Source organism: Pseudomonas sp. NFX224 (genome assembly GCF_048565165.1).
Taxonomy (GTDB): Bacteria; Pseudomonadota; Gammaproteobacteria; order Pseudomonadales; family Pseudomonadaceae; genus Aquipseudomonas.
Genome location: NZ_CP183416.1, coordinates 1233138 through 1246629, shown reverse-complemented (window position 1 = coordinate 1246629; position 13492 = coordinate 1233138). Strand labels below are relative to the sequence as shown.

Here is a 13492-nt window from a genome sequence, read left to right as displayed (position 1 = left end):
GACCCGATGTGTTCCTGGTGCTGGGGCTTCGCTCCGGTTGCAAACGCATTGGTAGAGCAAGCAGCGGCCGCAGGTGTGGACGTGCATCTGGTGGTGGGCGGTCTGCGCACCGGCAGTGGCGCGGCGCTGGAACCGACCACTCGACGCTACATTCTTGAACACTGGCAGGCCGTCACCGAAGCCACTGGCCAGCCGTTCAAGCGTGAAGGCGCGTTGCCCGACGGTTTCGTCTACGACACAGAACCGGCTTGCCGCGCACTGGTGACCGCGCGTCATCTGGCGCCGGATTGTGCGTGGAAACTCCTCGGGCTGATACAACACGCGTTTTACGCCGAAAGTCGCGATGTCACCCGCGCCGGCGTGCTGGTGGAACTGGCCGAGCAGGCCGGTCTGCCGCGTATCGAATTCGCCGCCGCGTTCGACCGTGCCGACATGCACGCCGCGACGGCTGCCGATTTCACCTGGGTCCAGGACCTGGGCATTGCCGGTTTCCCTACCTTGCTGGCTGAGCGCAATGGTCAATTGGCGTTGCTGACCAATGGCTATCAGCCGCTCAACGTGCTGTCTCCGCTGCTCGGCCGTTGGCTGGAGCGCGCTGCCTGTGCATGACCTGCCCGACGATGCCCCAACCGCGGTACGTGTCGATCGGCTGAGCTGGGCGGAAATTCGTCGTCTGGCCCTGCAGCACAAGAAATCCCTGTGGATCGCCAATGGCGTGGCCGTGCTGGCGACCCTGTGCAGTGTGCCGATCCCGCTGCTGTTGCCGTTGCTGGTAGACGAAGTGCTGCTAGGCCACGGTGACGCCGCGCTGAAGATCATGAACCTCGCACTCCCTGAGGTCTGGCAAAAAGCGGCGGGCTACATCGGCCTGATGCTGGTGGTGACCCTGGTCCTGCGTTGCGCGGCGTTGCTGTTCAACGTGGTACAGGCGAAGTTGTTCGCCGCGTTGGCCAAGGACATCGTCTATCGCATTCGTATCCGCCTGATCGAACGGCTCAAGCGCATTTCGCTGGGTGAATACGAAAGCCTGGGCAGCGGCACGGTGACCACCCATTTGGTTACCGACCTCGACACACTGGACAAATTCGTCGGCGAGACCCTCAGCCGTTTCCTCGTGGCCATGCTGACACTGGTCGGCACCGCCGGGATCCTCATGTGGATGCACTGGCAATTGGCGCTGCTGATACTGCTGTTCAACCCGTTGGTGATCTACGCCACGGTGCAGTTGGGCAAGCGGGTCAAACACCTGAAGAAACTCGAGAACGACAGCACTTCGCGCTTTACCCAGGCACTGACTGAAACCCTGGATGCGATCCAGGAAGTGCGCGCCGGCAACCGTCAGGGGTTTTTCCTCGGTCGCTTGGGGCGTCGGGCCCGGGATGTTCGTGACTATGCAGTGAACTCGCAGTGGAAAACCGACGCGTCGAACCGGGCCAGCGGTTTGCTGTTCCAGTTCGGCATCGATATTTTCCGTGCCGCCGCCATGCTGACCGTGCTGTTTTCCGACCTGTCCATCGGCCAGATGCTCGCGGTGTTCAGTTACTTGTGGTTCATGATCGGCCCGGTGGAGCAACTGCTGAACCTGCAATACGCCTATTACGCCGCCGGCGGGGCGCTGTCGCGAATCAATGAATTGTTGTCCCGCGCGGACGAGCCGCAATACCCCAATGGCGTCGACCCGTTCACCGGGCGTGAGACCGTGGGCATCGAGGTTCAGGGCTTGAGTTTCGGATACGGCGATGAGCTGGTGTTGAACCAGATGAACCTGTCCATCGCCCCCGGTGAGAAGGTCGCCATCGTCGGCGCCAGCGGAGGCGGCAAGAGTACGCTGGTGCAATTGCTGTTGGGCTTGTATACGCCGCTGGCCGGAACCATTCGCTTCGGCGGCTCGACCCAGCAAGAGATCGGCCTGGAAACCGTGCGGGAAAATGTCGCCGTGGTCCTGCAACATCCGGCGCTGTTCAACGACACCGTTCGGGCCAACCTGACCATGGGCCGCGAACGCAGCGACGAAGCCTGTTGGCAGGCGCTGGAAATCGCCCAGCTGCACGCCACGATCCGTGAGTTACCCAGTGGCCTGGACAGTATCGTCGGCCGCTCCGGCGTGCGCTTGTCCGGTGGTCAGCGGCAACGCCTGGCGATTGCGCGCATGGTGTTGGCGGAACCGAAAGTGGTCATCCTCGACGAGGCCACCTCCGCGCTGGACGCCGCCACCGAATACAACCTGCATCAGGCATTGGCACGGTTCCTCAGCAACCGCACGACACTGATCATTGCTCACCGCTTGTCAGCCGTGAAGCAGGCCGACCGAGTGCTGGTGTTCGACGGTGGGCAAATTGCCGAAGACGGCGACCACCAGCAACTGATCGCCGAGGGTGGCTTGTACGCCAAACTTTATGGGCATTTGCAGCAGCATTGAACCTCGTTTGGATTGCTCGAAGAGTGGCCAATGCTACTGAACTTTCCGCTGAAATTGTCAGGACTGCGTTGCGCGTACGTTGGGGCGTTTGCCCCACACCACGTTGAGCGCGTCGACTCCATGGTCATAACCGAACCCTTTCAGAATAACTGAGCACGAGTCGCATGGCGGCAGGGTAGTGACAACGTTGATCGAGTTTATCTCACCGGCATTTGGGTATTTATTGCTGATGTAAGCGATCAATTTACTCTCGCTGTCTGCGGATGTTGCCCATTGGATAACGTCGGCTCGGGCCGGATCGGAAATCGGGTGAGGGATCGATAGCAACGCCCCGTCCCTCGATAATGTTAACGAGTCAGGCGCTATTGAACCTCTCATTTTGTCGATGTTGAAATAGACCGAACCGTTGTGCATAACTACTGGATTATTGGGGTTGGAGTTGAACAGAGGGAGGTGTCTGGTGTTGTCTCCAACTCCAGAAACACTGACGTAAATTTCAATGTTTCCCGCAGCAGTTTTGACTTCGGCAAAAGCGATATTACGCAACTTTTGCTGATGATAGGTTGGAAGCAGTTTTTGTAGATCCACCATCGCGTTGTCAATCTTTGTGCTGTTGGGTGTCTCACTGGCGGCCCTTAAAAAAAGATCGTCGAATTTTTTTGCAACGTGCTCCTGTAGTTGCGGAGGGGTCATAGTACTTTTGACCCATAAACTTGCCCCCTCTGGAAGTGTACTGACCGTTGCCCTCGTTGGCCCGTCAAAGAGCAGCGATGATGCCGAATAGGCTGTCACCTTTACATGATTCAATTCCTTGAGAGGGTCCGCCGGCGCCCCGATGATTACCGCGAACTCATCGAGTTTATCGAGTGCCTCATGAACCTTGTGTTGTCCGTGAATGCGTATCGTGTTGTTAGCATTCAAGGAGCCGGTGTAGATGCGTAACAGCTCTTTTTCGACCGAGTCCTTCAGAAATTGTTGTTTATTCACCTTGTTAAGGTTCAACGGTCCCTGGATGCTCTCGCTGGCTGAAAGCTTGACCATGTAGTAATCATCCAGGTGCAGCTTGGCGAAAACATACCGATGGCTTTCATCCTTGCTATAAATCACGAGAGCCCCGACTTCATGCACATCGTTAATGTTTTCAGCACTGCCGGTTACTTTCAAGCCGCCATAAATTCCCTGCTGAAATTCGAGGCTGGCGTTGATGGTTTCTTTGGGCACGGGCGTTTTTTGCTGAAGGCCGATCCATTGAGGTCTCCCTTTGTAAGTAATGAGTTTGCCGTCCTTGAGTTCGTAAATTTTTCCTTCATACGCGAGTAGTTTATGCGCTTGGTCTGATGTTGGTTGAGAGGGTGTGAATTTGCCATCCCCGAACCATGGAGCCCAACTATTCCCTTCCTGAAAAGTGCCCGGGACGGGACGCTCAGCTGGATTGTCGGTAATGACATACTTGGTTTTGCAGATCTCTCCGGGAGCCCTGCGAGAACGACAAGGCACAGTCTTTAAACTCGTGCTTGCATCGAGGCTGTCGACACGCCTCAAAGCATTATCATGATTTCGATATGGCAGGTTGTCGATAAACACAGTGGTTCTGCCATCTACATCTAATGTCTTTCGCACATGCGCTGTTTCGGCAATTAAATACAGCTCTTCGTTGCCCGCAATACCTACGCTCTGATAGGTCGAAGGGCCCATTGATACATCCAGCGCGGACAAACGCGGCCCGAAAGGTTTGCCTGTCACGGGATCGACTGCATGGAAAGCTGGCGATAGAGTGGAACCGGTATTGCGTACTGGCACATCTTCCAGGCCTTTGACTGAAGCCAGTCGATCGCCGGTCGACAATGGCCTCCATCGGCCCGTATCGCTAATTTGTGGCAGGCTCTGAGAAAAATCGTATTGGCCGGCCTTTCCCGCCATGGATTTGATTCTGAAAATGCCGGATCTACCCAGCTTTATTCCCCGGGATGCCGCCGCCTTGAGCAGCGAGCCTACTCCATCACCCGGATTCAATGCTTGCAGGGTCAAGATCGACACTTCTTTAGTCAGATCCGCAAATGCTGTGAGCCTGACGGATACCGTCAGGCGGCCTGCATTGCGCCACAGTTTCATAGAGCCGGAGAGCAGTTTGCCGATGGGCGTGCCAAATGAAACCAGGTCCATCCACAGGCCGAATGCGCCATCCACTTTACGCGCTACATCGTCAGAGATTATGTCTTCGATAGGGTGCAAGAAGGGTACGAGATACTTGGCAAGATTTTCGACGCGTTCCTCAGTGGTCCTGGCGCGATCAAACTGTGTTTCACCGTAAGCAGCCTTATGAAGCGCTTTTGGATCAACGAACAGCAGTTTGGTAGCGATGAAGTGGCTGATTTCCTCGCTGCGTTTTGAGTTAATCGTCAGTGCTACATCGTCGGCATTCTCCATAACGTCGACGGGGGGCATGAATGCGTCGCCCAATTGTTCGATAATGGCCTCACAATGCACTGGACTCAGTGGTTTACTGCCTGTCGCATGAGCTGTCCAGTCGAAGTCTAGTGTCTTATGGCGCAAGACTTCGACGGGGACAGGACTCATGCCTATGTGCCAGGTCTCGGACTTGAGTAAACCGCCGAACAACGTTATATCCAGATTATTGATGCGACGTAAAACTCCGGCTCTCGGCAACAGTTCAAATGTGCTCGTAACACTTTTGTATGTGGTCAGTAACAGCAGACCATTACGGGCTCGGAAAGGTAATATATTCTCTGGCGTTTCGTTCCTGGCTTCTACTGTTTGCGTTTCCTTTCTGAGGGTGTAAATCTTGAGCGTTCCCAATTCCAGCGCCTGCCGGTCAGCGAACGTAAGGGATGCCAACAAGCTTTTTATCAGTGTTTTATAAGCGTCAGTCAGTGAGGTTAAGTGCTCTTTGAACTGTTGTTCAAAGAGTTCTTTGGCGTTGCGGATGGTGTTGTGTACTTTGCTGGACGACGTGTTCGCAGTGTTTAGTTTTCTGTTTTCGTCTAACCAAAGTGAGAAAAGAGTGGTTTTACTGTCTTTTTTGATGATAAGCCATGTTTTTTTGTCGTCAAAATTATCGTCGGCCACGACGTCGACAATCGAACGTCCTGTTATCCAGTTAATGTATCGAACGGGCTCCGTCAGTTCATGGTCGTTCCAAAAGGAATCGACTACGGAGTCGTTATAAATTATTTTAGGAAAATCATGGTCAATGACTGTTTTTGCAATGAGCAAGCGGTCGGGTGCCGCTTTGCTGAGTGTAATGTGCGAGTCGCTCAAGGCATTGATGTGTGCATCCAGTTCTGATGAGGCTAAGTCTACTTCAGCCTGTGAATATTCTTCGTATTGTTTTTGAGGAATTATTCTTTGGGTTACCGCCCACTCGACCGTCGGCAATAGTCTTGCGAGGGTTACAGCGAGCAGTTGCTCTTTTTTCGTTTCCTTGCTTGTTTTCAAAGGCAAGTCGACCAGTTGTTGGAACGTCTTTCTGTAAAGCGCGTTGGGGTCAGTAACGTTTACGAGGTTTACGCCGCTCACGAAGTTTACCCAAACAACTGAATTTCTATAAGATAGCTCTTTCGGGATGTCGCTGATACGGAATTCGGTTGGAAACTCGCGGAGAAACAACCTTGCCATAATAATGGCTTTTTTTTCTGAGGCGGCCCGCTTTGATTTGATTAAATGGTTTTTGAATTCTGTCCATATGTCATTGTAACTTTTCCCCCAGTTGAGTTTTGATTTAAAGTCATAGCTGGCGATCGTTTCGGGGTGTTCAATAAAGCGCGATTTGAACCAGACTTGCAACGCTTGGGCTAACACTTTGGTGCGTATGTGAGGCGATGTTTCTTCGCCAATGTTTCCGCCGTACCAATCCATCACTTTCAGTAAGGCGATTGCCAGTTTTTCGGCCTCCGGACTTTGCAGTATTTTTTGTAGGAAAACTGTTGGTTTGGCACCCACCTTTTCCGGAGTGACTGACGCAAGAGTGTTGGTGGACAGATAGGTAAGCGGAGATGTAATCCCTTCTGGTAGAAATGACTGGATGACGCCTTTGATTGCACCTGTAATGAATTGCCCCTGCAATTCATCCTGGGCTTCGGGTGTCAGGTTGGCAGGGACCGTTCGAGTTTTTTCTGTAAGGGCTGGTTTGAGATCCAGCAGGTTGAAGTCGTCTTCGAGCCCCAATTGGAAACTTGAGATCTTTTCTTCAAGCGCGTCAATGGCTGCCTCATGTTTATCGATATTGGACGGATCCCAGGGGTGCAACCCGTAAAACGTGGCAAACCTGGGGGCCGAGATAAGGCGGTCATAGCGAATTTGTCCGCCCAGCAGGGTGGCAGCCTTTTCGATCCGGGTTCGAAGTGCTTGCCAGTTTTCGTTTCCTGTCAGGGGCAGTTCGGTCTTGTTTGCACCTTCGCGATCTGAAGTCTCATAAACAAAGGCCCGTTCCTTCAAGGTGACGATCAGATAGTGCGGGGAAACATTGTTATGTTTGCAGAGTGCACGGTAGTCAGGATCCACAAGCAACTGCTGCAACGCTTCCTGTCCGGTTTCGTTTGCTTGATTCAAGGGAGAAAAAGATCGTGGTCTGAACAGGCTTTGAGAAAAATGAGGCAGCGAACCCGTCTCTTCACGCAACACTGATAGCAACAGTTCAAGATCCTGGAGTTGGCCCTGATGGGCCTGAACTGTGGTCGGGGGCGAATTGTCTGGGGCGTTTGAAGCACCATTTGAAGGGGGTGTTTGCATGATGTGGTTTCTCTTGTCTTGTTTCGTCGGTTCCCTGTGATGCCACAGGGGGAGCACCACCGATTACAACGTCCTGACAGAGAGTCCGTGCGGTATATAGATATAGCGAGGAGGCGAAATCTGTTTTTTGTTCATTACTTGCCGGGACTTGGAAGGCACCCTAGTCTAGCGGTAGCGATTTCGTCCGGATGACGAGCAAGCAGTGCTAATGCAAGGGACCTCATGAATCAAACGCGGACTCTCGGAACGCCACGGTTGTTGGGCATCGTCTGGCCATTTATTGCCGTTGTGCTGTTTCAAGCCTTGTTGGGCGGCGTTAGCCTTTATGTACTGTCGGCGGTTCGTGGCTATGTTGCCGGCGAAAGCCTGTGGTCCAAGGGGCAGAAAGATGCCATCTATTATCTCAATCTCTATGCCGACAGCGGCGACGAAGCGATTTTTCGCAAGTACCAGCAAGCCGTTTCCGTGCCGCAGGGCGGGCATGAATTGCGCGTGGCGCTGGATCAGCTATCGCCTGACATCGAAGCGGCGCGGCTGGGCATTCTCAAGGGCGGTAACCACCCGGACGACGTCTCCAGTCTGATCTGGCTGTACCTCAATTTCCGCCACTTCAGTTACCTGGAAAAAGCCATCGACCTGTGGACGGTGGGTGACGCGTACCTCGTCAAGCTCGATGACGTTGCGCGGGACATGCACCAGCACATCACCGCCAGCCCGGTTTCCCGAGCGGATATCGTGCGCTGGAAAGAGCAGATTTTCGCGATCAATGATGAGGTCACTCCGGCGGCCAAAGCGTTCAGTGATGCGTTGGGGGAGGGGTCGCGGGTTATTCTTCGTCTGTTGTTGCTGACCAACTTCGCCACTGCGCTTGGCTTGATCGCGCTGGCGCTGATGCGTACCCACAAGTTGCTCAAGCAGCGTCATGAATTTGCCAATGCCCTGCAACTGGAAAAAGACCGGGCACAGATCACGCTGCAATCGATCGGTGACGGCGTCATTACTACGGACGTGGACGGCGCCATCGCCTACATGAATCCGGCCGCCGAGGCGTTGACGCACTGGAAAGCCGAGCAGGCAACGGGACTGCCTCTCGCCGCGTTGTTCAATCTGCTGGACGAAAACGCCCAGGCCGATGGTTTTACCTTGATCGAGCACATTCTGAGCGGGCAACTCAGCGGTGGTAGCGAACATTCAAAACTGATTCAGCGCCTGGATGGCAGCACGGTGTCGGTGACGCTGGTCGGCGCACCCATCAGCAACGCCGGCAAGGTCAGCGGTACTGTGCTGGTGTTGCACGACATGACCCAGGAGCGGCAGTACATTGCCAACCTGTCTTGGCAGGCCACCCATGACGCCTTGACCGGCCTCGCCAATCGCCGCGAATTCGAATACCGCCTGGAGCAGGCGCTGCACAGTCTGACACGGCAGTCGGGCCGGCATGCCCTGATGTTTCTCGATCTGGACCAGTTCAAACTGGTCAACGACACCTGCGGTCACGCCGCGGGTGACGAGTTGCTGCGGCATATCTGCGCGTTGCTGCAATCGGGTCTGCGCGAACGCGACACTCTGGCCCGACTGGGCGGCGACGAGTTCGGCATCCTGTTGGAAAACTGTGGGCCGGAGGCGGCGGAGAAAATTGCCGAGAGCCTGCGCCTGACCGTGCAGAACCTGCACTTCGTATGGAAAGGCCGGCCATTCGTGACCACCGTGAGTATCGGTCTGGTCCATGTTTCGCAGAACCCGACCACCCTCGAAGCCTCGCTTCGTGCTGCCGACATGGCGTGCTATATGGCCAAGGAAAAGGGTCGCAATCGGGTTCAGGTCTATCATCCCGACGATTCGGAACTGTCCCTGCGGTTCGGCGAAATGGCTTGGGTGCAGCGCCTGCACATGGCGCTGGAGGAGGACAGGTTCTGCCTGTACGCGCAGGAAATCGCGCCACTGGGCATCGATTTGGGCGGTGGGCACATCGAAATCCTGTTGCGCCTGCATGATGAGTCCGGGCGGATGATTCTGCCCGACAGCTTTATTCCGGCTGCCGAACGTTATGGCTTGATGAGTTCCATCGACCGCTGGGTCGTGCAGAACGTGTTCAAGATCATTGCTCAATGCCGCGCTGAGAAACGTCACGGGCCGCTGGCCATGTGTGCGATCAATCTGTCAGGCACGACCATCGGAGATGAGGCGTTTCTGGACTTCCTGCGTGAACAGTTCGTTACTTATTCGATTCCGGCTGAAATGATTTGTTTTGAAATCACCGAAACCAGCGCAATTTCCAATTTGGGCAGCGCAATCAGATTCATTAATGAACTCAAAGGCTTAGGCTGCCTGTTTTCGCTGGATGATTTTTGCGCCGGTATGTCCTCATTCGCGTACCTGAAACATTTGCCTGTAGACTTCCTGAAGATCGACGGGAGTTTCGTTAAGGATATGCTGGACGACCCGATTAATCGCGCCATGGTCGAGGTGATCAATCACATCGGTCATGTCATGGGTAAGCGTACGATTGCCGAGTTTGTCGAAACGCCTCAGATCGAGCAGGCATTGCTGGAGATCGGGGTGGATTATGCTCAAGGGTATCTCATCGAGCGCCCGCAACTGTTTACCTGCGATAGCCTCCAAAGTCGTCCTGCCAGGCCTCAGCCTTTGTTGTTCAAGGCGCCTGGCACGTTCCGTTGAAACGCTCGCTGATCTAATAATCACAATCAAAAGGAGCTCGACAGTGATCGACACATTCAACAGAACCGGACCACTCATGGAAGCTGCAAGTTACCCTGCCTGGGCACAGCGCCTGATTCAGGATTGCAGCGAGAGTAAGCGCCGGGTTGTCGAACACGAACTGTATCAGCGCATGCGAGACAACAAACTCAGTGCAAAGACCATGCGTCAGTACCTTATAGGTGGCTGGCCGGTGGTCGAACAGTTCGCGTTGTACATGGCACAAAACCTCACCAAGACCCGTTTTGCCCGGCACCCCGGCGAAGATATGGCGCGTCGCTGGCTGATGCGTAACATTCGTGTCGAATTGAACCACGCCGATTATTGGGTGAACTGGAGCCGCGCGCACGGTGTCAGCCTGGAAGATCTGCAGGCGCAGCAGGTTGCCCCGGAACTTCACGCCTTGAGTCATTGGTGCTGGCACACCAGTTCGGCGGACTCGCTGATCGTCGCCATTGCCGCCACCAACTACGCCATTGAAGGGGCGACCGGCGAGTGGTCGGCAGTGGTCTGTTCCAATGGCGTTTACGCTGCCTCGTTCCCCGAGGAAGAGCGCAAGCGTGCGATGAAGTGGCTGAAGATGCATGCCCAGTACGACGATGCCCATCCTTGGGAAGCGCTGGAAATCATCTGCACGCTGGCCGGCATGAACCCGAGCAAAGCCCTGCAAGTGGAATTGCGTCAGGCGGTGTGCAAGAGCTACGACTACATGTATCTGTTCCTGGAGCGCTGCATGCAGCTTGAGCATGCGGAGAAAATACCGGTAGTTCGTGAAAGGCTGGAACTGGCTGAGAGCTGATTCACCCAACACGCAATAAAACGGTGGGAGCGAGCGTGCTCGCTCCCACTTTGTTTCGTGCTGCTCAGCAAGCTCAGCCCGCCATCGCCAGCCGGTTGCGCCCCTCGCGCTTGGCGACGTACAGCGCATTATCAGCCCGTCGCAACAGGCTCTCGGCAGACTCGCCAGGCAGCAGGGTCGAGCAACCGAGACTGACCGTCAGCCCGATCGAACGCCCATCGGCGAGGTATTCCTCGGTCTGCGCAGCAATCCGCAGGCGCTCACCGACCATGGCCGCAGCCTCGCGACTGGTGTTCGACAGCAAGATCAAAAACTCTTCACCGCCAAAACGAAACACCATGTCGACATTGCGCAGCTGACTTTTGATCGAAGCAGCCACCGCCTTGAGCACGTCATCGCCGGTGCTATGACCATGGGTGTCGTTGATCAGCTTGAAATGGTCAATGTCCAGCATCAGCAGCGACAACGGTTGCAGGTGACGCCGTGACAGCTCGATTTCCCGCTGCAGCGTCTGATCCATCGCGATGCGGTTGCCAGTGTCGGTCAATGGATCGCGCAACGCACTTTGAGTGGCGGCGCGGTACAGCAATGTATTGCGCATCGGGTAAAGCAGCGCCGCCAGCAGTGACTCAAGGTTGCCTTGTTCCTGCTCGCTGAAACGCTGGTTACGGCGAAACACCAATTCACCCAGGTGCTCACCTTCATGGCTGAGGCTGTAACTGATCGAGTGATGGCCACGTTGGCCGAATTCCAGGCGCAGATCGCTGCTCTTGTGCTCATAGCTCAAGGCATCAAGGGGGACGAGGCGCTGAATCTCGCGGAAAAACACACCGAGAATACGTTGTGGCTCAAGACTGGTTTGCAGCTGCATGCTCAATTGCTGGCGCAGTTTCGCCAGGCTGATGGGCCGTTCCAGAGAGGGTTGCTGCTGACCAAAGCCCAGGCGTTGCAATTTGGCGCTATCGAAGTCAATTGCGTTGGTCTGGGAAGGTGATTTCATATGGCGTGCGCCCTTGAGCAGTAAGACTGTCTTACAAGCTGGGTGAGAGCGGCTTTGGGCTGCGCGTCATACTGGTCCGTCAGTCCCGTAGGACATTTCGTACAAGTTTAATCTGCTTTGTAGAAGTTTAGGAACCTGCTGAATCCAGGCTCGCCCCGTTCGCTTTCACATGGCGTGTTTGAGCAAATGCAGAGCGAAAGTCGTGCCATTCCGTTTGTTTTAAATAAAGTAGTTATAAATCAAATGGTTGGGTGTGGGGTCCTAAGGGGTGGTGAGTATTGCGACATGGAATTGACTGAAATGCACCTTTGCCGACATGCCGCGACGGAAAGTCGGCGCGGCACAAAAGCGACGTACGGCATTACTGGGCGTTAAAAGCCTGGCCGTTGATACCCGTGCTGTCCGGACCCATCAGGTATAGATAGACCGGCATGATCTCCTCGGGCGTCGGGTTGTTCAGCGGGTTTTCGCCCGGATACGCCTGGGCGCGCATGCTGGTGCGGGTGGCGCCCGGGTTGATGCTGTTGGAGCGCACCGGCGCCACGGTGTCGACTTCGTCCGCCAGGGTTTGCATCAAGCCTTCGGTGGCAAACTTGGAAACGCCGTAAGCGCCCCAGTACGCGCGGCCTTTGCGTCCGACGCTGCTGGAGGTAAACACCACCGAGGCGTCCTGCGACAGTTTGAGCAGGGGCAGCAGCGTGCTGGTGAGCATGAACATCGCGTTGACGTTGACTTGCATGACGCGCATGAAGTTTTCGCCGGACAGCTGTTCGATCGGAGTGCGTGGACCAATGATCGACGCGTTGTGCAGCAAACCGTCGAGGTGGCCGAACTCGGTTTCGATCATCGCCGCCAGCTCATCGTATTGATGAGGCAGGGCGGTTTCCAGATTGAACGGGATCACCGCCGGTTGCGGGTGGCCGGCGGCTTCGATCTCGTCGTAAACCTGGGTCAGGTTGGCTTCAGTCTTGCCCAGCAGCAGCACGGTTGCGCCGTGGGCTGCATAGGTTTTTGCAGCGGCGGCACCGATGCCACGACCGGCGCCGGTGATCAGAATGACCCGATCCTTGAGCAAGTCGGGGCGGGCGGAGTAATCAAACATAAAAACCTCAATCCATTAACAAGCTGAAAAGATCAGCAGCTGCAAAGGGCGCTATCCAGCACCTTGCGCAACTCCAGCGGATGATCAACCACCACATCCGCACCCCAATGCCGCGGATTATCATCCGGGTGGATGTAGCCGAAAGTCACGGCGGCGGTCTTGGTGCCAGCATCGCGGCCCGACTCGATGTCGCGCAGGTCATCCCCCACGAACAACACGCTGGCCGGGTCCAGGTCGAGCATCTTGCAGGCAAGGATCAGCGGCTCTGGATCAGGCTTGCTGTTTTTCACGTGGTCCGGGCAAATCAGCAATGCCGAGCGCTCTGCCAATCCGAGTTGCTGCATGATCGGCTCCGCGAAACGCAGCGGCTTGTTGGTGACCACACCCCAGATCAGGTTGGCCTTCTCAATGTCCGCCAGCAGTTCGCCCATGCCGTCGAACAGTTTGCTGTGCACCGCGCAACCGACGAGGTAGCGCTCGAGAAACTCCAGGCGCAGTTCCTCGAACCCGGGTGATTCCGGGTCCATGGAGAAGGTCACTGCGACCATCGCCTTGGCGCCGCCGGAGATCTCGTCGCGGATGTGTTTATCGTTGATCGGCGGCAAGCCGCGGTCGGCGCGCATCGCCTGACAGATCGCGATGAAGTCCGGCGCGGTGTCGAGCAGGGTGCCATCCATGTCGAAAAGAACTGCTCTGATACGCATC

Annotated in this window: 8 protein-coding genes; 4 read left to right on the top strand and 4 right to left on the bottom strand. The window is 55.5% G+C overall.

Annotated elements, in window-relative coordinates; genetic code table 11:
- Positions 1 to 6: 6 nt before the first annotated feature.
- A complete protein-coding gene (locus tag ACNYC6_RS05455; protein WP_419712915.1) occupies positions 7 to 609 on the top strand; it encodes a DsbA family protein in 603 nt (200 codons plus the stop codon).
- The gene (locus ACNYC6_RS05450; RefSeq protein WP_419711424.1) at positions 602 to 2419 is read left to right on the top strand and encodes an ABC transporter ATP-binding protein; all 1818 of its coding nucleotides are present in this window, start codon (positions 602 to 604) and stop codon (positions 2417 to 2419) included. Before ACNYC6_RS05455 ends, ACNYC6_RS05450 begins: the two co-directional genes overlap by 8 nt.
- A 57-nt stretch (positions 2420 to 2476) precedes the next feature.
- Here ACNYC6_RS05450 and ACNYC6_RS05445 read toward each other — a convergent pair whose 3' ends face one another.
- Positions 2477 to 7168: a deaminase domain-containing protein gene (locus ACNYC6_RS05445; protein ID WP_419711423.1), complete on the bottom strand. Its 4692-nt coding sequence runs from the start codon at positions 7166 to 7168 to the stop codon at positions 2477 to 2479.
- Positions 7169 to 7390: 222 nt separating this feature from the next.
- Here ACNYC6_RS05445 and ACNYC6_RS05440 point away from each other — a divergent pair, with 222 nt between their 5' ends.
- Positions 7391 to 9847, top strand: a complete 2457-nt coding sequence (locus ACNYC6_RS05440) for an EAL domain-containing protein (RefSeq protein WP_419711422.1) — start codon at positions 7391 to 7393, stop codon at positions 9845 to 9847.
- Between the two features lie 76 nt (positions 9848 to 9923).
- Positions 9924 to 10685, top strand: coding sequence for a TenA family transcriptional regulator (locus ACNYC6_RS05435; RefSeq protein WP_419711421.1), 762 nt, complete (start codon positions 9924 to 9926; stop codon positions 10683 to 10685).
- 73 nt (positions 10686 to 10758) lie between these two features.
- Here the strand turns inward: ACNYC6_RS05435 and ACNYC6_RS05430 are convergent, their stop codons facing one another.
- The 3 genes from ACNYC6_RS05430 to mupP all read right to left on the bottom strand — a co-directional run bounded on the left by ACNYC6_RS05430 (position 10759) and on the right by mupP (position 13491).
- On the bottom strand, positions 10759 to 11685 hold the full coding sequence (locus ACNYC6_RS05430; protein WP_419711420.1) for a GGDEF domain-containing protein: 927 nt from the start codon (positions 11683 to 11685) through the stop codon (positions 10759 to 10761).
- A gap of 361 nt (positions 11686 to 12046) precedes the next feature.
- Entirely contained in the window at positions 12047 to 12787 is a 741-nt protein-coding gene (locus tag ACNYC6_RS05425; protein ID WP_419711419.1) for a YciK family oxidoreductase, read from the bottom strand.
- 32 nt (positions 12788 to 12819) lie between these two features.
- Complete coding sequence (gene mupP / locus ACNYC6_RS05420; RefSeq protein WP_217873267.1) at positions 12820 to 13491, bottom strand: N-acetylmuramic acid 6-phosphate phosphatase MupP; 672 nt, start codon at positions 13489 to 13491, stop codon at positions 12820 to 12822.
- Position 13492: the final 1 nt, after the last annotated feature.